Below are 18,563 nucleotides of genomic sequence, written 5' to 3'. Positions count from 1 at the left end.
AGATTGCTGGGATGCGCCTACTTGTCCTTTCCGATTTACACCATGAGCTCTGGCATGGGCAGGCTCCAAGAATCAATCCGCTCGACAGCCTACCTGACGTGGTAATCCTGGCTGGTGACATCCATACGGGGGCTAAAGCTGTTGGCTGGGCCAGCGAAGCGTTTGCGGGCCTGCCTGTGCTCTATGTACCGGGAAACCATGAAGCGTATGGGGGGAGTCTTGACGATGTCCAGGATCATATTGAGGCAGCTTGTGCCGCCAGTGGGCACGTCACTTTTTTGAATTGTAGGGAAGTTAGGCTTGATGGGGTTCGCTTTCTCGGCGCCGTAATGTGGACGGATTTTTGTTTGTTTGGTGACGATCAGCGTCGCTACTGCTTCATGGAGGCAGAGTCCGGATTGAATGACTACAAGCGAATCCGGTTAGCTAAAAAGGGGTACCGGAAATTACGCGCTGGGGACACTGTCCAGTTCCACTTAACGCAACGTGCCTGGTTGGCAAAGAAGCTTGCGGAGTCGTTCGATGGAAAGACTGTTGTTGTGACTCACATGGCGCCCTCCATTCGTTCGGTGCCTGTCCGCTATGCTACAGATCCGCTTTCCGCAGCCTACGCTTCAAGTCTGGAGGAGTTGGTGGTTCAGGCTGATTTATGGGTTCATGGGCATGTGCATGACTCCTGCGATTACCAAGTCGGAAAGTGTCGAGTGGTATGCAATCCATGCGGGTATCCGACGCTTGGACGGACAGCGGAAAACGCACAATTCGATCCCAATTTTATTGTTCAACTCTAAAACGTCGTAACTCAAGATGAGGATTATGAAAAACATGTCTCGTGATGATTTTCTGAAACCAGTGATAGATGTGTTGGGCAAACGCGCAGCGTTTATCTGCTCGAACCCGGACTGTAGAAAACTGACGATTGCGCCCTCAGCTGATGATCCTGAGAAATTCCTTTACATTGGTAAGGCTGCTCATATTTGCGCTGCCGCAAGCAACGGACCTCGCTTTGATGCATCAATGACCGAACTGGAGCGAAAGTCCATCTCAAATGGCATTTTCCTTTGCGGTAATTGCGCCGACATGATCGACAAAAATCAAGGAATTGATTTCTCTGTTGAACGATTGCGGGCATGGAAAGATGGTCATGAAGAATGGGTCGCTGGCAACCTAAACAAAAGCCCAGCAGGTGTGGGCGGGGAAGGTGGTAGCGGAACAATCAATGGAAATAGGGGGGTGATTATTGGTGGACGAGGCGGTGATGGGGGCGTTGCCGGAACAGGTGGAAAAGGTGGAGGCGGCGTTGTCAATGGGGATGACGGTCTAATCATTGGTGGGGATGGCGGCAGTTGTCCCACAGCTGACGGTCGAGGTGGACGAGGTGCGCGCGGCCCTACCGAGCGGGTGGGTTTCGAAACCTATCTGTGGGGCTTTGGTCGCGGAGGATCTGGGGCGAACAACCCAGAGTATGACGCACGTATTGAAGCGCTCAGGACATTTCGCATGGAGTATATGACGAGGTTTCCTGGCGATGCGCCCTACATCAACGCGGGCATAGAGCAGGTTCCCGTCGACTGGATAAATCAGCGGCTGGAAGAGACTGGGAAGGATTGGCGAGTAACGATTGGCAAGGACGGCTATATCTTGCCAGCGCTGACCGAGGTAGGTCAGCAGCTCACCCCATAGGTGCTCTTTGCGTGCAGCGCGTAGACTTAGATCAAGTCAAGGGTCGCACGGAAGCAGCAGCGGCTCTTTTGACGGGTGTTGGTCAAAAAAACGAACGGGTGAGTACGAAGCTCAGCGCTCCCTTGACGTGCCAGATATGATTACGCTTGTCGTTAGGAGGCTGGACTGGTTTCCTGTCCAGGCCACTGACGACCGAGGGCGCTCGGCGGGGATTGGGGCGGCGCCCCAAGGTCTTAGATGCGCGGTGGGCTGAGCAGAAACAAGTCTGTTGCTTCAAGCAGGGGCCAAGCGTTTCCCCCGGAGCTGGGCCGTGCCGTCAACTGCGAACTTCAACACCGATCTGGTGTTAGTCTTAGCTGTTCAGATCCAAGATTAGCCCATAGTCTGCTGTAGAACGTGACAATTGTTCGTTGGCGTCACATATGTGTTGACAAGGGTCGAAAATTTCGATCTGTCCGACGTGTTGTGTGGCACTAGGTGGATTGGCTATGCTATGATGGAGTTGTGGTGATGAAGCTAAAAGGCATGGTTCGCGAGAAGTGATGCGATCGATCCATATTTCTTTTTCAAGAAAATCTTGGTGGCCGTGGCCTATAGCTTTAGGGGAAATATTTTGTTAGTGTCGTCGGATTACTTCGATAGCTCTGACCAGGTATTCATTACGATGCAGAACGGACCTCTCTGACTCTGCGGACAGTGCTCAATTTCTAGGTTCTTGGGTACTTCGAGTGCGCTCTAATTAAGTGCTACTAACCAAACATCGCGGCTAGAATCCATAGATACTCTCGCCGATAGAAAATTCCCTGAATGAGAAATCGTTCAGGGTTTTTTTTAACTATAATTTTGAAAGGCTTATGCTAATGTTTAGTTCCGAGAATATTGCGCTTTTGAGTCAGTTATTTCTTGAAGAGGCAAAGAATTCACCTACGATATTGGGAGCTAAGCTAGGTGATATAGTAAAGAAGCAGTTTCCGGATGAGAATATAAGAAGCAATTATGGTTCAGTTAGAAATTTTGTTGAGAAGAATTTTTCTGAAATTTTGAAAATAACTGGCCGACAAGGTATAGATAACGTCTATACATTTGATTTGGCTAACACCGCCAACACTTCTCAAATCGTTTCGATAGAACAGAAAAGTTCCATTTCGCCCGATAAGCCTACGATAAAATCACGCTCTGACAAAACATCTACATCCCAGCAAATTCCACTTTCTGACGATATTCTAAGAGCGGCTATTAAAGATTCTATCGATTCGATGACGGCAGAGCAAATCAGACAATTAGCAATTCCAGCAGGAATTCTCCTCGATGCAATTAATAAAACGAATCGCCGCTAAAGACGGAACCGTTCTCGCTTTGGTGCTGCCGAAAAAGCGAGTTGCATCGCTAGAGAAATTACTCGATAAATTTGCGATCAACGATTGGCGAACTAGCGATTGCATATTCCTCATTGAAGTGGAAGATCAATATGTTAATAGTTTGGGACATGCAAATGCTGCCCTTAAAAAACTCTCACGCGAATTTGCACTTACGGACAGCCCCGATAATGTTCGCTATATTGTAGTAGACGATTTTGGAATTGATTTAAAGCGCCAAATAACTTGGGTGAAACATGCTGAGTTTGTAACTTGCTCTACCTTCAAGCATCTAGCAGATGATTTGCTGGAACTTCGGTTAAAGGAATGGAAGCTGGATTGGCGTTCAGCAGTAGTAAGGGAAATGCACAAGTGGCAACATGATGCGCTTGTCGAAAAGGATTTGGATCACTGGCTAGATCAGTTTGATAAAATTAGTGATGGCCGGTATCGCTGGGTGGGTGAGCGGCTATTGCGCAATTTCAAAATAATTTCTTCTCAAGAGATGACGAGTTCTTTTGAGAGAAATTACTCGAGCGATGAAAAGTTTAGGCAGATTTGCATTATCCGCTATGAAAATGGAAAAAGCGCTGATTCAATTGCTGTGATGATAAGAAAGCAGCTATCACATCTGATAGTTGAAAATAAGGTATTGGAATATCGAGAATTTCTTGAGGGCGATTCTTTGTCTGACATCTACATTTTTGAAGATGGGGCTTTTACGGGAATTGAAATTAGTGATTTTTTCAGTAGTTTGATGGGTGTTGAAGGATATAAAAAATGCGCTCCACTTACCGAATCTGGAAAATTAAATGAAATTGTAACGCACGTTTTCTTTTCGCTAGCAACTGATGTTGGGATTTATAAAATACAGCAAACAATAAAAAAATTGGGGATATCAGTCAATTTGGTGTCTGAAAATTTAATTGAAGTGTTAACAGATTCAGGTCGTGTTAACTTGGCGGCAGGATCTTTATATGAACTTGATGAGCAGGGCAAGGACGTATTACGTTCGTCAGATCAAGATATAATTCCTCAAGCTTTTCTTGATAATCGATGGGGAACCCGTCGAGATGAGGCTATAAGTTTCTGTCGGCATGTTGGAGCTCAATTGTTTAGAGCCTATCAAGAAGGAAAGGGGAAAACTTGGACTGAGCGTAGGATCCAAGATTGTGCATTGGGTGCGGGAAATATGGCGTTATTAATTGCATTTGCTCATTCTTTGCCAAAGTCTACTGTTCCTTTCTTTTGGTGTCATGGGCAAAGCCAAGATGCAAAAGGAAAGATGTTTTCTTGGAAACCACTTTTTACTAGTGCTCATTCTCTTTGATATAAATTTTCATATTGAATGTTGCCTTTTCCTGCCCTAGGCTTGTGCCATGTCAAGGGTCGCACGGAAGCCGCAGCGGCTTTTTTGACGGGTGTTGGTCAAAAAAACGAACGGGTGAGTACGAAGCGCAGCGCTCCCTTGACGTGCCAGGTATGATTACGCTCGTCGTTAGGAGGCTGGACTGGTTTTCCTGTCCAGCCCCCTGACGACCGAGGGCGCTCGGCGGGGATTGGGGCGGCGCCCCAAGGTCTTAGATGCGCTGTCGTGGCTGTCAACAATCTGTCAACGGCATAGCTGTACAATGCGGGTTTAAAGCGAGGCTGGGTATCGTAAATCTTTGAATTGCTGGGTAATGCGTGCCTATAGCGACCCTGCGTCAACGACTCATAATCCGTTGGTGCCGTGTTCGACTCACGGGAGGCCCACCAAATTTCACATGAAAATCAGAGCACCTGGATGGGTCACTATCCAGGTGCTTTTTTCATTTGTTTTCCTGATTTATTCTTTTACGCAATAGGAGTGAGTGATTTTATGCTTTTCCATAAAAATTGCCTCATAAATAATTTACGTTTTGATGTAAAATTTGAGGTGTAACTTATCTGAAAGAATAAAATGAAGGTCTTCGAGCAACTACAGCAACGTCGTCGCGAATTGGGCAAAACGCTGCAGGCCCTCTCGGATTTGACTGCGATGAGCGTGCCGCAGGTCAGCAATGTACTGAGCGGGAAAGTAGATTCCCGGCTCAGCACCGTCGAGGCGCTGGCCGATGCCATGGATGTCAGCCTGGTCCTGATACCCAAGCATCTGCTCCCCGAGCTTGCCCGCCTGCTGTCCGGCAAAACCATCGGGCCGGACGATGTTCCATCAACGGTGGACCGGCTTCTGCAGGGGGCTTAATTGAGCAACGCGTTGAGACCGCGATACCTGGAAGTGTGGCTACACGGGCAGCAGGTCGGCTGGCTGTGCGAAGCAGGACGGGTAACGCGCTTCATCGCTACCGAGCAATACCTGGCCGATACGCGGCGCGCTACCCTGTCGCTTTCCATGACGCTGCCGGGCGTCGAGCAAGTGACGCAGGAAACGCTGAAAAACTACTTCGATCCAGCGGTGTACCGCGAACGCGGCGAGTTGCCGCCATTCTTTGCGGGCCTGTTGCCAGAAGGGGCCCTCCGCCGCCGGCTGGCGGCCACGCGCAAGAGCGACCTCGACATGGATGACTTCGGCATCCTGGCCGCCGCCGGCGAAGACTTGCCAGGCGCCGCCACCGTGGTGCCGGCCAAGCTCGACAATCTGACTGCGGCCGCCCGCGCATATGGCGTCACGGGTGGCGCCGACAACCTGGAAATCGGTGTGCCCGAGCAGGCCGCCGAGGGCGCGGCGTCGCTGTCCGGCGTGCAGGACAAGCTGGCGCTGTCCCGCGCCAGGGATGGCAAACGCTACTGCATGCCGGTCAAGGGCACGCCGTCCGACCTTGTCGCCAAGCTGCCGCTGGCCGGCGACGACTCGCAAGTGCTGAATGAATACGCGTGCATGACGCTGGCGGGCCTGGCCGGGGTCAACGTCGCGCAATGCAGGCCGGAGCCGATGAGTACGCTGGCCGGCTATCCCGAACTGGTTGACGCCTTGGGCCCCGGCACGCGCTTCCTGGCCGTCGACCGATTCGACCGCGGCCCCGGCGGCGCGGTGCACATGGAAGACGCGTGCCAACTGCTGACGCTGATGCCCGGCCAGAAGTATTCCGGCGCCAAAGAATTCGTCAAGCTGATCCAGGTGCTGGACCGCCTCAGCACGCGTGGCATCGAGGATGTGCGCCAGTTCTTTATCCGGCAGGCCGTCAACACGCTGATCGGGAACTCGGATGCCCATCTGAAGAATTTCAGCGTGCTTTACCACAATGGCGTTCGCCCCGAGCTGTCGCCGGCCTACGATATCGTCTGCGTGGCGGCACTGCCGGGCTTTCGGGGATTTGGCGCCAATGTCGCCATCGACAAATTGCAGCGGCAAGAAACGCTGGCCACCTACGCTGCGATAGCCAGGCGGGCCGGCATCTCGGAACGCATAGCCAAGGCGGCCGTCACTCAAACGGTGGCGCGCGCCAGGGATCTCTGGCCCAAGGCCATGCAGGACCTGGCTGTGCCGGATGCGGTGCGCATCGAGATTGAGGACCGCTTGAATACGCTGCCGCTCGCGCGCGGCGCGAAGTCTTGATCGAACTCCCCGTCACCAGTTGCGGGCGGCGTCGATCAGCTGCTGGCGGCAAACGCTGACGCGCCCTGAGGCGCCGCCTCCCTTGGCGCTGGCGATGTAGAGCGCGAACTGCGGCGCGCGTTTCGGCAGCGGCAGCGCGATCAACTGTCCGGCGTGCAGCAGCGGCCGGCACAAACACTCCGGCACGACCGCCAGTCCGGCGCCCGCTGCCGCCGCCTCCAACGCGGTTTGATAGTCCGGTACGACAGCGGACGGCAGCTCCGGACTGCCGCTGAACACCTCGCGCCAGAAACTGGCCAGCGGCGGTACCGGCCCCTGCAAATCGATCAGCGGCAAGCCTTTCGGCGCGGCCGACTTGGGCAGGCGGTCGCGCAGCGCCGGCGCGCAGACCAGTTGCTGTCGCCCTTCAAACAACAGTTCGTAGTCGATGCCTTTGTGCGGGATGCGCGCCAGCGTGACCGCCACATCAATCTCACGCGCCACCAGCGCCGCCACCAGCGCCGGCGGCGGCATCGCGCGCAGGTCGAGCCGGATCGCGTAGCGCGGCAGCGTGCTCAACGCAGACAACAGCAGCCGCGAGAACCCGCTGGTCGCGCCCACGTGAACCACGCCGGCAAGGTCGTCGCGCTGGCCCGCGCCGCTGCCGACCAGCGCATCGAGCGCATCCAGATGCGGCCCCGCCTGCCGTTCGAGTTCGATCGCGGCCGGCGTCGGCGCCAGGCCGCGCGGCAAGCGGGTGAACAGCTGCGACTGCAAGCGCGCTTCCAGTATCTTGATGTGGCGCGATACCGCAGGCTGGGTCAGTTGCAGCGCGAGCGCCGCACGCGAGATCGAATTGTGCCGGTAGACGCTGAGGAAGCTGCGCAGATGAAGTAGGTAAGACATCTTTTATTTTATGGTTAGACCAATAATTGATGATTTGATTTTAGCCTAGCCACTTTGTAATCTGGCGTCAAGCATACACAGGAGACTAGCCATGACCGAAAAAGCAAACAGCCTTGTTCCCACCTACGCCGACCTGCGCGGCAAGGTGGCCCTTGTCACCGGCGGCTCGCGCGGTATCGGCGCCGCCACCTGCCTGGCGCTGGCGCGCTGCGGAGTCCGGGTCGCCGTCAACGGCCGCGACCGCGATGCCATCGCCAGCACCGTGGCGGCGATCCGCGCCGGGGGCGGCGAGGCGTTCGCGGCAGAGGCGGACTGCGCCGACCTGGCCGCCGTCGAACGCATGCGTATCGCCGTCGAGGCCGAGTTCGGCTCGCCCGAGTTGTTGCTGGCGTTTGCCGGCGGCGGCAGCGGACGTCCCGTGCCTTTGGCCGAGATCACGGAACAGGATTGGCGCTCAAGCATCGACCACAACCTGACCTCGACCTTCTTTACGCTCAAGTGCTTCCTGCCGGCGATGATCGCGCGCGGCGCGGGCAGCGTCGTCACCATGGCGTCGGCGGGAGGGCGGGTGGCTTCGGGGGCGCCGGCGGGCTACGGGGCGGCCAAGGCCGGTGTGATCATGTTGACCAAGCACGCGGCCAACGAGGTGGGGCGGCATGGCTTGCGCGTGAACTGCATTTCGCCGTCGGCGGTGCTGACCGAGCGCACCGCTCAGCGCATGCCGCCCGCGCAGCAGCAGGCGATGCAGCAGGCTTTTCCGCTGGGGCGGCTTGGGCAGCCGGATGATGTCGCATCGGCCGCGCTGTTCCTGCTGTCCGAGTCGGCGTCATGGATCACCGGCGTCACGCTCGATGTGGCGGGCGGCCGCGTGATGACGTGATTTGTTGTTTTTGCAGGGCCCGATTCGGCGCGGGAGTGACGCGGTCAGGTTATTCGGAAATAATGGCGGCGTAGCTTAAACCAATGTGCGTTCGTGTACGGCGCGAACGCATCACTTCTGCCAGCGGACCCCAATGCTTTCTGTTTCACATCGCATGATTAAAAATCCACTCACTCCAGACGGCCTGGCGGCGTTGCCATGGCGATCCGACCTGTGAGCGACCTGGACAACACCCTGACGACGGCCCGGCTAACGGACGCGTACGCCGAACAGCCTATCCTGGGCATGACCATCATGTGGCATCCCGAGCGGGAGCGGATCGGCGAACAATGCATGGGTTCCGGCGATGCGATTGCCATCAGCCGTTTCGCGCCGATGTTTTCCCGGCCCGGTCACGGCGGCGCAGGCATGCCCATCGGCCATCGCGCGATCTCGCGCGAGCCGCTGTCTATTCGCGTGGATGCGGCTGGCGCAGTCGAGATCGCGTATGCGGGCGGCAAAATGGCACTGGAGGTGAATGGTCAGCCGAGCTACGGCCCGGTCTCGCTCGATGCCGGACAACTGGCGAACGGCATCGTGCTCGGCCTGGGCGGTCAGGTGTTTATCTGCCTGCACTGGATGCGCTGCTTGCCCAAGCCGGGCAGCCTGCCCGAACTGCTCGGCGTGAGCAGCGCGGCGATCCAGGTCCGCGAAGCGATCATGCAGGTGGCCGCGACCGATATGCCCGTGCTGCTGCTGGGGGAGACCGGCTGCGGCAAGGAGGTGGCCGCGCGCGCCATCCATCGCATCAGCGCGCGCCGCGTACGTCCGTTTGTCGCGGTGAACATGGCCACCCTTAGCGAATCGCTGGCCGCCGCCGACTTGTTCGGTGCCGTCAAAGGCGCCTATACCGGCGCCCAAGGCACGCGGCGCGGCTGGTTTGCCGAGGCTGAAGACGGCACTTTATTTCTTGATGAAATCGGCGATACGCCGGCATCGGTCCAGTCGATGCTGTTAAGGGTACTGGAGAACGGCGAGTATCGACCGCTGGGCGCCGCGGCAGACGCGATATCGCGTGCACGCCTGATTGCCGCCACCGACCGCGCACTGGACGCCGGCGGCGGATTCAATCAAGCCTTGCGGCGGCGCATGGAGGCATATGTGATACGCCTGCCTGCGCTGCGCGAGCGGCGCGAGGATATCGGGCTGTTGATGCAGCATTTTTTGCATCTGCATGGGGCGGAACCGCAGGGTGTCCTGCCCGCCGGTTTGTTGAGCCAGATTTGCAATGGAGACTGGCCGGGAAATGTCCGTCAATTGGCGCACGCGATGCGGCGTATCGTGCTCGACTTGCGCGAGGGGCTGGTGCCGGTGCTGGACAAGTCGGCCTTCAGCCGTCCGTCGCCGCCGTCCGTCGTTGCGCCGGCTATGCCTGCCGCGCCTGCCTTGCCGCATGCGCGGACGACCGGCCGACGCAAGGTGTCCGAGCTGAGCCATCATGACTTGAGCGCGGCGATGGAGCGCTGCGATTGGCAAATCCTGGCCACGGCGCAGCAGCTGGGCATTTCGCGTCCGTCGCTGTACAAGCTGCTGCACGACCATCCGCACATCCGCTTCCCGGCCCGCATTCCCATCGACGAAATCCATGCCGCCTTGCAGGCTTGCGACGGCGACCTGCTGCGCAGCGCGTCGCGCCTGATGACGCCGGTGGAGGCCTTGCGCCGCCATCTCGGCGCACTGGGTATCGCCTTGTCTTAACGTTTGCCGACGACGTCCGGAGGCGTGGTGCCATTGCCGACTTCGCTTTCCGGGTCGAAGTAAAACACCCGCAATTGTTGCTGCTCGCTCCACGCGCGCTGGATGCTCACCGTGATGTAGAGCGACATTTCCCAATGGGCGTTGATGCCGCCCACGGTCAGGCTGTTCGCCCACAGCATGGTTTGCTGCGTGCTGCCGTTCGGCTGGGTACTCGAGAGCGGCAAGAAGTCGGTGCCGGCTATCGGGCACACAGCGTTGAGGGTGTCGCCCGCCGCGTCGACAAATGGCGACGGCGGCGCGTACAGCGTCAGCTCGTCCTTGCCGCAGCGGAGTATCTGCGGCCGCGTGATGAGGTGGCAGTCAAGAATTTGGAACGACTGGAATCCCGTGAGCTGGTTGTCGGTGGCGGTCAACGCGATGCAGAAACTCTGGCCGGCCGAGAAAAACACGTCGCTGTTCCAATGCTCTCCGCCGGGCTGGGGCGGTTGCCCAGGTACCGCGCCGATGTCCAGGAATTCCCAGTCCATACGATCGCTGCGCTGATTGACGTCGAAGGTGCCGGACAATGTCATCAAGGGTAGGGGTGTCATTATTTGCTTTCCGTGTGGGGTTGGTGAAAACGAGGATCGCGCCGCAAAGCCAGCAAATCCGGCTCGGTGCTGATGAGTTTGGCCGGATAGCCGTGTTGCTGGGCACGGCCCAGCTCACCCAGCGCGGCATCGCGCTGGCCGATGATCTCGTAGGCCATGGCCGCTCGGAAATGCACGTCGGCGCTGTTGGGCGCAGCGGCCACCGCCTTGCCGCTCATGAGTTCGGCGGTCGGCTTGTCGCCGAGCTTGGCCGCATACAAGCCCATGCGCGATAAATACGTGGTGTCGCTGGGCGAGTGCGCCAGCAGCGGCTGCAACAGCGCCGCCGCCTCCTGATACGCCTGGCGGGAGGCCGTTTCTCGGCCGGGAATCCAGCGCAGCGTGTCGGCCAGGTTGGCCCAGTGCAGATAAGCGTTGCCCCGACCCTTGACCGACGAGACCGCATGTTGGAATGCCTGGGCCGCGCCCAGATAGTCGCCGCGGTTGAAGAGGACGGTGCCGAGATTGCTGTAGAGCTGTCCGCTGGGCCGGATCTGCAGGCCTTGCTGGAGTATCTGCAGGGCTTCGTCGCTGCGGCCCTGGCGCAGCAAGGCCGCGTTCAGATTGGCGTACGCAAAGACGGCGTCCGGCTGGGCCAGGATGCTGCGTCGGAACGCCAGTTCCGCCGCAGCATAGTCGCCCTGCTTGAAATGCAGGACGCCGAGCTGGTCGATCAACATGCGCTCGTTCGGATAGGCCTGCAGCGCCTCGTCGATGCAGCGGCGGGCCTCGTCGAAGCGGCGCATCCGTATCAGGATCGTGGCGCGGTCATTCAAGGCGAACAGGTTGAGCGGATCGAGCTTCAAAGCACGCTCGGCCAGTTGCAGGCCTTCGTCGTTGCGCCCCTGCAGTTGCCGCACCAGGGATAGGGCGGCGTAGCCTTGCGCCAGCTGATCGTCCGACGCCAGCGACAGCTGGGCGCTGGCGTCGGCTCGCTGCAGCCAGGAGTCGTCGCTGCGGTCGCCGGCATAGCGCAGCGCGTAAGCAATGGCCAGGCCGGCGGCGGCCGCCGCGTGGCCTGGACGACGCGCCAGGATGGCCTTGAAATTCTCTTCGGCGATATCGAGACTCTGATCGCGGTCGAAGTGGCGCAGCGCGTCCTGGCCGCTGGCGAGGCTGGCGGCGTCGGAATACGGCGGCAGCCATTGTCGCGCGCTCTGGAGCGGTGAAGGCAGCAAGGCGATGCCGAGCGCACAGGCCGTCAAGCCGGCCGCGCACCAGGCCAGCGTGCGCGCGCGCGGCCTGCGCTGAGGCTGGGCCAGCTGGGGCGGCAGCCATGCCGGGGCCAGGCCGTCAGCGCCGCGCTGGGTGCCGGTCCCGCTGCGCAGCGCACCGGCGGCCAGCCCGACCGCGCGCATGGTGGGCAGACGGTCCGCAGGTTCACGCGCACACAAGGCCATCACCAGGCGGGTCATTGCTGGATCGCTGCCGGCGGCAAATACCCATTGCGCCGACGACGATTGCAGGTGGGCGGCGGCCAGCGCCAAGCCGTTCAAATGGGCAAACGGGCGCTGACCATGCATCATTTCATAGATCAGCACACCGACCGCATAGATGTCGCTGAGCTGGTTGGGCGGCTTGCCGAGCAGCGTCTCCGGCGCCAGATAGGCTACCGTTCCCTGCGACTTGATGTCGCTGGCCGATTCGGTGGCGAGCGGGTCTATCTTGCGGGCCAGGCCGAAGTCCATGATACGCAACTGCCCGGACGGCTCGATCATCAGATTGGCAGGTTTGAGGTCGCCATGCACCAGTCCGGCAATATGGGCTTGTTCCATCGCATCGGCCAACTGGCACACGATGTCGAGCAACTGCTGAGCGCCCAAGGAGGATTGTTCGCTCAGCAGCTGGCGCAAGGTCTTGCCGTCGACTAACTCCATGACGATGGACTGGCTCCGGCCGTCGTCCTCCAGCCCGTAGATTTGAACGAAGGCCGGATGACGCAAGGACGCGGCCAGCCGTGCCTCGCCGATCAGATTGGCGGCCTGGCCCTGCAGCAGATCCGGCATGAGTCGCTTGACCGCCACGCAGCGTTGCAAGGCTGGATCCCATGCCTCATGCACTTGGCCGAATCCCCCTTGGCCCAGTAATTTACGGAGCTGGTAGCGTCCCAGGCTCTGGCTTGCGTCACGCGGTTCTGGGGGCAAGCTCATAGGCAGGATAATTTGGTATGGCAGATTTGATAAATATTATAGGTAAATAACATTTCGCGTTGAATATTTCGATGTCAAAAAACTATCGCGCGACATGTAAATTGCCTGGTTCTACATGTAAAGGAAAAGATGGTTGGGTTTTAAATGATGTGAATTAGATGGAAATGGGCGAAATAGACAGATTTTTTCTATGGCACGGCGCTTGCAAAGAGATAAGGGAATGCGCCCCACGGGACTCCGCATTGCACGTCATATCCGATCAATGATCTTTGGAAGGAAGTCATCATGAAAGCAGCTACGCCCCGCAAAGTTTCCACCGCCAATCAGTTTCTCGACGAACTGACTTCGCCCGATCGCTCCATCCTGGAAGCGATCAAAGCCGCCAACTATGCGCAGAATGGCGCGCCTTTTGCGCCATTCCTGATGAAATTCGCAGCACGCGCCGATTTCAATGTGATCTGGAGTTCGGAACGCGGCGATACGGCGATTGATTTCTATCGCTACTCGGGCTCCCGTACCGATGGCTTCTTGCCGCTGGGCGACTATGCGATCACCGATCGCGTGCCTTTCGGCAAACAGCCGATCATGCTACTGGCGCCCGACGCAAACAATCCCGGGGCCCTGGCACATCCGGTCGATTTCGAGTGGATACTGGACGACGCCGGTTCTGGCAACTCCAACGACATCAGCTACTGGTGGCCGATCGCGCCCGAAGGGTATCAGGCGGTCGGCGTGGTCTTCGGTGTAGACAAGCCGGCAGCGCAAAACTACTGGTGCGTGAACAATAGCTTTTTGCAGAATGTGGGGACGCAAGGGAACTGGAGCGACTCCGGTTCGCACTGGAAGCACCACGACGGCAGCCTGAGTTCGCCTGCGATCAATGCGACGGCCCCCAGCAACAGCCTGTTCCTGACGCCGACCACCTTCCTCAGCAACGAATACAGCGGCAATACCGGCAGCGCCAAAGCGTTTTGCCTGGTCGTCGACAAGCTCTTTTTGCCGATGCCGACGCCCACCTCGACCCAGCCGAGCTATGCCGACAGCTTCGGGATCGGCTCGGCCACCCCACAAAGTGTCGTCAACGTGGCGGTCATTCCCGCCAGTGTGGTGGTGGACCACAGCGTGGGCGCCGAGCCCGACGCCGCACCTTTCTACTATCTGGCCGGCCAGTCGTCGTTCCTTTGCACCAATGCCTTCTCGGCTCCCGCTGGCGGCAAGTACACCAAGGAGATCTCCATCGGCACGACGGCGATTTCGTCCAAGGCCTTCCAGGAAACCAACGGCGTCACGGTCAGCGCCAGCGTTGGTATTGCCGCTGGCGATAAAGGCGGCTTCAACGCCCAGCTCTCGGTGAGTTACACCTACGAGATGCAGGTCACGACCTCCGATTCGCTGCAGAACGATACCCGCACCACCGAGGCGACCGAATTGACCGTGCCGGCATCCAACCGTGTGTTGATGTGGCAGAAAAATGTCGAGTTCGTCACCATCCGCACCGATGGTACGCGCATGGTGAATGCCGTGTATGGTACGCAGGAAACGGCGCTGACCGCGAAACCATTGGTCAACGACCGCTAGGCGTCATTCCAGCTCCGGTTGGCGTGAGACTGGCGCGCCGGCCGGGGCCGGTGTTACTTCAAGGCTTCGCTGCCGCCTCGGCCGCGCGCACGTCCAGCATCGCCACCACCAGATCGTCGGCGGTCAGCAGTGCTTTTGCCGGGAAGCCATCCTCCATCGCGACCACCGCGCCGCCGGCGATCTGTTCGTTGCCGGCGGGGGAGGCCGGCATGAAGGCGAATTGCGGGAACCTGGCCTGGCCGTGCTGAGCGATGTCGCGCAGCGTGCGCGGCGCGGCGCGCAGCAGGCCGTTGCGCACGTGGCGCTGGCGCTCTTCGGTGCGCTCCTTGAGCAGCGCGCCCAGGCGTGCGATTTCCGTGGCCAGGCGGTCGGACTCGGCTTGCAGGTGGTGCAGTTGGTCGTCGCTGAGCGCGTCTTCCCACTGCGTCAGTTTCAGCAGGCCGCGTTTGTGCAGCGACTGGCGTTGCAGATCCAGGTCGACCGCGGCCAGCCGCGTTTGATGCGCTTCCAGATCCTGTACTTGCTCGGTGTCGCCGTTGGCGCGGTGCCATTTGTCGCTGAAGTCGAACACCAGCCCGTCGAAGTAGAAATACATCGGCAGGCCTTGTTCGAGCACTTGGCGGGTGGGCTGGTTCCAACGGCTGGCCAGTTCGGCCAGCGTCAGGGTGATCGGTTCGATGATGGGCATGGTTGTCGCGAGTTGAATCCAATCCCGGATTTTCTCACAGACGCCGCCCGGCCAGCGCTTTATCCGCGCAGGCGCTTGCGCATGAAGATGGTCGCCTGCGGGTTGTCGTTGTAGCGCGCGCAGCGTTCGTAGCCTAGCCGTTCGTACAGCTTGATCGCCGCTTGCAGGTCGTCCTTGGTGTCGAGATACACCGCGTCATAGCCGGCCTGGGCCGCGTGGCTTTCCAGTGCCTGCATCAGCGCCTCGGCCAGGCCGCGCCGGCGGAAACGGTCGGCGACATACAGCCGCTTGCACTCGGTCGCGCCGGCCACTTCCGCCAGCGGACGCATGGCCACGCAGGCGGCCGCGACGCCGTCGACGTAGGCGATCCACATGGCCGAGCTGGCGTCGTCGAGGAAGGCGCGGATGGCCTCGTCGTCATCGCGCAGCACGACGTTGATGACGTCGAAATATTCGTACAGCAGATGCCGCGCATCGCCGAGCTGGGCGGTGGTGGCGCGCGTCACGCGCGTGGCCGGCGTCGACAGGATGTGCTGCACCTTGCCCATCGCCTCCAGCAATTCCATGCGCTGCGCTTCGCCCAGCTGGCCCAGCATGCGCACGGTTTCCGCCGAGGCGCGATGGTTGATGTCGGCGATGGCGGCCTGGCCCGCTTCGGTCAGGCTCAGCAGGGTGGAACGCTTGTCCTGCGTGGAGCGCACGCCGTGCAGCAGGCCGCGCTCGCCGAGCGAACGCACCAGGCGGCTCATATAGCCGCCATCCAGGCCCAGCTTGTTGCGCAGGTGGTTGGCGGTGCAGCCGGGCTGCATCGACAGTTCGTACAGGACGCGCCCTTCGCTGAGCGAATAGTCGGTGTCCAGGTAGCGGCCGCGCAACAGCCCCAGGTGCACGGTGTAGTAGCGGTTGAACTGCCTGACGATCTCGGCCTGCTGTTGCACGTCCTGATGCATGGAATCCTCCAGATGCTTGCTTTTGGCAACTATATCGGCGATATGCGGTGCAGTCAATCAGGTGCATGTAAAATGGCGGCTTCCTTTAGCGGAGTAGCCACGATGATGTTTTTAAAAGTTCCGTTTGCGGAAAAGGACGAAGCCAAGGCCCTGGGCGCGCGCTGGAATGGCGAGCGCAAGTCGTGGTACGTGCCCGACGGCAAGCCGACCGAGCCTTTCGAGCGCTGGCTGGCGCCCGGCGGCGCCGATTTCGTGCCGGCCAAGGCGGCCGTCGCGCCGAAGGCCAAGCCGCTGTCGGTCGATTCGTATGTGGGAAAATCGGTGGTGGGCAAGTTCTACCAGGAACTGCCGCACGACTGCAATCCCTTCGAGGCTTGCCCGGTCTGCGCGCCGGCGCTGGCGAGCTCCGGCTGGCAGGCCGCGCACGACAGCGTCGATCAAATGCTGGCCGCGCTGCGGGCCTGATATGCGCACGGAGGACAGGCCGGCCCGACCCGTCACCAGCTTCCAGCACCCGGACGATGTGTTCGAGGCGCTGTTTCAAAGCATTCAGGGCGGCGAAAAGCATGTGCGGCCGCCGATCATGCTGACGCCCGACAGCCCTTTCCTCCCATTTATCGAAGTCGGCTACGCGCTGCGCGCCTGCCTGGAAGACCGTTCGCGGCGCGACTACCTGATCCAGCGCCTGCGTCCGCATGTGAGCGCCATCATCGGCACCCTGCCGGCCAGCTTGCTGCCGCACGGGATGTTGCCGCGCACCCCGCCGCCGCCGGATTTTCGTCCGCTGGAGCGGATCAGCGACGCCGAAGTGCGCGCCTGGCTGGCCGAAGACGGCAGCCTGATCTACGGCGAATTCCAGCGCTACGAGCTGGATAACTATTTCGGGGCGATCGCGCCGCTGATCCCTGCCGGCGGCGTCATGGTCGATCTGGGCAGCGGGCTGGGCAAGGTGGTGATGTCGGCGGCGCTGGCGTTTCCATTCCAGCGCTGCATCGGCGTCGAGCTGATGGGCTACCGGCACGCGATGGCGGTCGAGCGCCTGCATGCGCTGTTGGCGCTGGCACGCCAGGGGCTGGCCGCGCTGCCGTCGCCGCTGACGCCCGACACGCCGCTGCGGCTGCCGTTCGGCGGGGCGGCGCGGGGCAGCCATCTGCTCGATCTCGCTTCACGCATCGCCTTCATCGAGGCGGACATGTTCAAGGTCGATGTGCGCGGCGCCAGCCTGGTGTTCATGTACAGCACCTGCTTCGGCCCGCTGATGGACGCGCTGGGGGACAAGCTGGCGCGCGAGATGCGGGAAGGTGCGCTGGTCAGCACCACCACTTATGCGCTCAAACATCCGGCATTCAGGCTGCTGCATTATTTCCCCGCCGGCACCGTGGCCTGGACCAGCGTGATGCTGTACCAGCGCGTCGGCCCGCTGGAGACGCTGGCGCCCGCCGCCGCGCAAGCGGCTTATGAACCCGACCCGGCGGCATGGGAGGAGCGCGTGCGGCAAGAACTCGCGGCGCTCGACGGTGCGGCTTAAAGAAGGTATTTGCGCGCAGTAGCGATCATATTGTCAGACAATGCACGCGTAAATGCTGTCTGGATATCCCACATATGCCAGATCAGCGGCACGTCCAGATAATCTCCCGGCGTGATTTCCACCAGCGTTCCCGCGCTGAGCTGCGGCGCGCATTGCAGCGCCGGCACCATGCCGTAGCCGAAACCTGCCTCGATAAACCGCACAAAACCCTCCGAGCTGGCGAAGGAATGGTGGGGATAGTGGCCGGTATAGCCGGTACGGCGGGCGATGTAGCGCTCCTGCAGCGCATCCTTGCGGTCGAAATTCAGGGCCGGCGCCTGTTGAACGGCCTGGGCCGTCATGCCGTGCGGGAACCAGCGCCGGGCGAACGCCGGGCTGGCGACGCAGTGGTAGCGCATGACGCCCAGCGGGGTCGGGGTGGTGCCCGCCACTTGCGCCGCTTCGCTGGTGACGCAGCCGAATACCCGTCCCTCCCGCAACATCGTCAGCGTGTGATCCTGGTCGTCCAGGCGGATGTGCAGCAGGCAGGCGCCGCTGCTCATCAGCGGCGTCACGGCTTCCGGCACCCAGGTGGCGGCGCTGTCGGCGTTGACGGCGATGGCGATCTCCGGCCGCGCCTCGCCGGAGTCCGGGCGGTGCAGCAGCGCCGCCTCCAGCAGCCGCACCTGGCGGTAGTGGGCGATCAAGCGCTGTCCCGCTTCGGTGGGGGCGGGCGGCTGGCTGCGGACGATCAGCAACTCGCCGGCGTTGTTTTCCAGCATGCGGATCCGCTGCGAGACGGCGGACTGGGTGATCGACAAGGCCACGGCAGCCTTGTCGAAGCTGCCGTAATCGATGACGGCGTCGAGCGCGGCGAGGCCGCGATAGTCTACCTGCTTCATTAGCGTCTCTAATATTTGGTCAGTATTATTAATTATACTTATCTTTGCGCGCGATCTAAGCTGTCGGCATTGTTCACGGAG

Annotated in this window: 17 protein-coding genes; 11 read left to right on the top strand and 6 right to left on the bottom strand. The window is 59.9% G+C overall.

The window, feature by feature from the left end:
* Positions 1 to 11 precede the first annotated feature (11 nt).
* The 6 genes from DUGA2_RS32755 (at position 12) to DUGA2_RS17195 (ending at position 6,576) form a co-directional block, all read left to right on the top strand.
* Positions 12 to 791 (top strand): metallophosphoesterase, encoded by a 780-nt coding sequence (locus tag DUGA2_RS32755; RefSeq protein ID WP_071658933.1) that lies wholly within the window; start codon positions 12 to 14, stop codon positions 789 to 791.
* A gap of 25 nt (positions 792 to 816) precedes the next feature.
* Entirely contained in the window at positions 817 to 1,683 is an 867-nt protein-coding gene (locus tag DUGA2_RS33595) for a hypothetical protein (RefSeq protein WP_141753301.1), read from the top strand.
* A gap of 860 nt (positions 1,684 to 2,543) precedes the next feature.
* Positions 2,544 to 3,020, top strand: a complete 477-nt coding sequence (locus tag DUGA2_RS33590; RefSeq protein WP_141753300.1) for a hypothetical protein — start codon at positions 2,544 to 2,546, stop codon at positions 3,018 to 3,020.
* Positions 2,992 to 4,368 (top strand): hypothetical protein, encoded by a 1,377-nt coding sequence (locus DUGA2_RS33585; protein WP_141753299.1) that lies wholly within the window; start codon positions 2,992 to 2,994, stop codon positions 4,366 to 4,368. Before DUGA2_RS33590 ends, DUGA2_RS33585 begins: the two co-directional genes overlap by 29 nt.
* Before the next feature lie 612 nt (positions 4,369 to 4,980).
* Positions 4,981 to 5,265, top strand: coding sequence for a helix-turn-helix transcriptional regulator (locus DUGA2_RS17200; RefSeq protein WP_070270655.1), 285 nt, complete (start codon positions 4,981 to 4,983; stop codon positions 5,263 to 5,265).
* Positions 5,266 to 6,576 carry a type II toxin-antitoxin system HipA family toxin gene (locus DUGA2_RS17195; protein WP_070270653.1) on the top strand — a complete coding sequence of 437 codons (1,311 nt, stop codon included), beginning with the start codon at positions 5,266 to 5,268 and terminating at the stop codon, positions 6,574 to 6,576.
* Between the two features lie 12 nt (positions 6,577 to 6,588).
* On the opposite strand, the gene DUGA2_RS17190 is transcribed toward DUGA2_RS17195, so the two are convergent.
* On the bottom strand, positions 6,589 to 7,461 hold the full coding sequence (locus tag DUGA2_RS17190) for a LysR family transcriptional regulator (protein ID WP_070270651.1): 873 nt from the start codon (positions 7,459 to 7,461) through the stop codon (positions 6,589 to 6,591).
* A 91-nt stretch (positions 7,462 to 7,552) separates the two neighbouring features.
* On the opposite strand from DUGA2_RS17190, the gene DUGA2_RS17185 reads away from it, so the two are divergent.
* Together DUGA2_RS17185 and DUGA2_RS17180 are read left to right on the top strand one after the other, a co-directional pair.
* Entirely contained in the window at positions 7,553 to 8,341 is a 789-nt protein-coding gene (locus tag DUGA2_RS17185; protein ID WP_070270649.1) for an SDR family NAD(P)-dependent oxidoreductase, read from the top strand.
* Between the two features lie 198 nt (positions 8,342 to 8,539).
* Positions 8,540 to 10,078 carry a sigma 54-interacting transcriptional regulator gene (locus DUGA2_RS17180; protein ID WP_083296357.1) on the top strand — a complete coding sequence of 513 codons (1,539 nt, stop codon included), beginning with the start codon at positions 8,540 to 8,542 and terminating at the stop codon, positions 10,076 to 10,078.
* Here the strand turns inward: DUGA2_RS17180 and DUGA2_RS17175 are convergent.
* Together DUGA2_RS17175 and DUGA2_RS17170 are read right to left on the bottom strand one after the other, a co-directional pair.
* On the bottom strand, positions 10,075 to 10,668 hold the full coding sequence (locus DUGA2_RS17175) for a hypothetical protein (protein ID WP_141753298.1): 594 nt from the start codon (positions 10,666 to 10,668) through the stop codon (positions 10,075 to 10,077). The two genes, DUGA2_RS17180 and DUGA2_RS17175, sit on opposite strands and share 4 nt — an antisense overlap.
* On the bottom strand, positions 10,668 to 12,857 hold the full coding sequence (locus tag DUGA2_RS17170) for a serine/threonine-protein kinase (RefSeq protein WP_071658932.1): 2,190 nt from the start codon (positions 12,855 to 12,857) through the stop codon (positions 10,668 to 10,670). The genes DUGA2_RS17175 and DUGA2_RS17170 overlap by 1 nt, the downstream gene beginning before the upstream one ends.
* Before the next feature lie 285 nt (positions 12,858 to 13,142).
* On the opposite strand from DUGA2_RS17170, the gene DUGA2_RS17165 reads away from it, so the two are divergent.
* On the top strand, positions 13,143 to 14,435 hold the full coding sequence (locus DUGA2_RS17165) for a Vps62-related protein (protein WP_070270642.1): 1,293 nt from the start codon (positions 13,143 to 13,145) through the stop codon (positions 14,433 to 14,435).
* A gap of 58 nt (positions 14,436 to 14,493) precedes the next feature.
* Here DUGA2_RS17165 and DUGA2_RS17160 read toward each other — a convergent pair whose 3' ends face one another.
* The gene (locus DUGA2_RS17160) at positions 14,494 to 15,123 is read right to left on the bottom strand and encodes a hypothetical protein (RefSeq protein WP_070270640.1); all 630 of its coding nucleotides are present in this window, start codon (positions 15,121 to 15,123) and stop codon (positions 14,494 to 14,496) included.
* Positions 15,124 to 15,182: 59 nt separating this feature from the next.
* Complete coding sequence (locus DUGA2_RS17155) at positions 15,183 to 16,073, bottom strand: helix-turn-helix domain-containing GNAT family N-acetyltransferase (protein ID WP_070270638.1); 891 nt, start codon at positions 16,071 to 16,073, stop codon at positions 15,183 to 15,185.
* Positions 16,074 to 16,175: 102 nt separating this feature from the next.
* Between DUGA2_RS17155 and DUGA2_RS17150 the strand changes: the two genes are divergently transcribed.
* Both DUGA2_RS17150 and DUGA2_RS17145 read left to right on the top strand, forming a co-directional pair.
* Positions 16,176 to 16,538, top strand: coding sequence for a DUF5710 domain-containing protein (locus tag DUGA2_RS17150; protein WP_008451864.1), 363 nt, complete (start codon positions 16,176 to 16,178; stop codon positions 16,536 to 16,538).
* 1 nt (position 16,539) lies between these two features.
* Positions 16,540 to 17,601: a histone methylation protein DOT1-like protein gene (locus DUGA2_RS17145; protein ID WP_070270636.1), complete on the top strand. Its 1,062-nt coding sequence runs from the start codon at positions 16,540 to 16,542 to the stop codon at positions 17,599 to 17,601.
* On the opposite strand, the gene DUGA2_RS17140 is transcribed toward DUGA2_RS17145, so the two are convergent.
* Positions 17,598 to 18,482, bottom strand: coding sequence for a LysR family transcriptional regulator ArgP (locus DUGA2_RS17140; RefSeq protein ID WP_070270634.1), 885 nt, complete (start codon positions 18,480 to 18,482; stop codon positions 17,598 to 17,600). The two genes, DUGA2_RS17145 and DUGA2_RS17140, sit on opposite strands and share 4 nt — an antisense overlap.
* Between the last annotated feature and the right edge of the window lie 81 nt (positions 18,483 to 18,563).

This window comes from Duganella sp. HH101, assembly GCF_001758795.1.
Classification (GTDB): domain Bacteria; phylum Pseudomonadota; class Gammaproteobacteria; order Burkholderiales; family Burkholderiaceae_D; genus Rugamonas; species Rugamonas rivuli.
This window is presented reverse-complemented; position numbering and strand designations above follow the sequence as displayed.

Bases quoted from the DNA above. Each gene is read 5' to 3' on its own strand.
- DUGA2_RS32755 (WP_071658933.1), top strand. From the start codon at position 12: ATGCGCCTACTTGTCCTTTCCGATTTACACCATGAGCTCTGGCATGGG.
- DUGA2_RS33595 (WP_141753301.1), top strand. From the start codon at position 817: ATGAAAAACATGTCTCGTGATGATTTTCTGAAACCAGTGATAGATGTG.
- DUGA2_RS33590 (WP_141753300.1), top strand. From the start codon at position 2,544: ATGTTTAGTTCCGAGAATATTGCGCTTTTGAGTCAGTTATTTCTTGAA.
- DUGA2_RS33585 (WP_141753299.1), top strand. From the start codon at position 2,992: ATGCAATTAATAAAACGAATCGCCGCTAAAGACGGAACCGTTCTCGCT.
- DUGA2_RS17200 (WP_070270655.1), top strand. From the start codon at position 4,981: ATGAAGGTCTTCGAGCAACTACAGCAACGTCGTCGCGAATTGGGCAAA.
- DUGA2_RS17190 (WP_070270651.1), bottom strand. From the start codon at position 7,461: ATGTCTTACCTACTTCATCTGCGCAGCTTCCTCAGCGTCTACCGGCAC.
- DUGA2_RS17185 (WP_070270649.1), top strand. From the start codon at position 7,553: ATGACCGAAAAAGCAAACAGCCTTGTTCCCACCTACGCCGACCTGCGC.
- DUGA2_RS17180 (WP_083296357.1), top strand. From the start codon at position 8,540: ATGGCGATCCGACCTGTGAGCGACCTGGACAACACCCTGACGACGGCC.
- DUGA2_RS17175 (WP_141753298.1), bottom strand. From the start codon at position 10,668: ATGACACCCCTACCCTTGATGACATTGTCCGGCACCTTCGACGTCAAT.
- DUGA2_RS17170 (WP_071658932.1), bottom strand. From the start codon at position 12,857: ATGAGCTTGCCCCCAGAACCGCGTGACGCAAGCCAGAGCCTGGGACGC.
- DUGA2_RS17165 (WP_070270642.1), top strand. From the start codon at position 13,143: ATGAAAGCAGCTACGCCCCGCAAAGTTTCCACCGCCAATCAGTTTCTC.
- DUGA2_RS17160 (WP_070270640.1), bottom strand. From the start codon at position 15,123: ATGCCCATCATCGAACCGATCACCCTGACGCTGGCCGAACTGGCCAGC.
- DUGA2_RS17155 (WP_070270638.1), bottom strand. From the start codon at position 16,073: ATGCATCAGGACGTGCAACAGCAGGCCGAGATCGTCAGGCAGTTCAAC.
- DUGA2_RS17150 (WP_008451864.1), top strand. From the start codon at position 16,176: ATGATGTTTTTAAAAGTTCCGTTTGCGGAAAAGGACGAAGCCAAGGCC.
- DUGA2_RS17145 (WP_070270636.1), top strand. From the start codon at position 16,540: ATGCGCACGGAGGACAGGCCGGCCCGACCCGTCACCAGCTTCCAGCAC.
- DUGA2_RS17140 (WP_070270634.1), bottom strand. From the start codon at position 18,482: ATGAAGCAGGTAGACTATCGCGGCCTCGCCGCGCTCGACGCCGTCATC.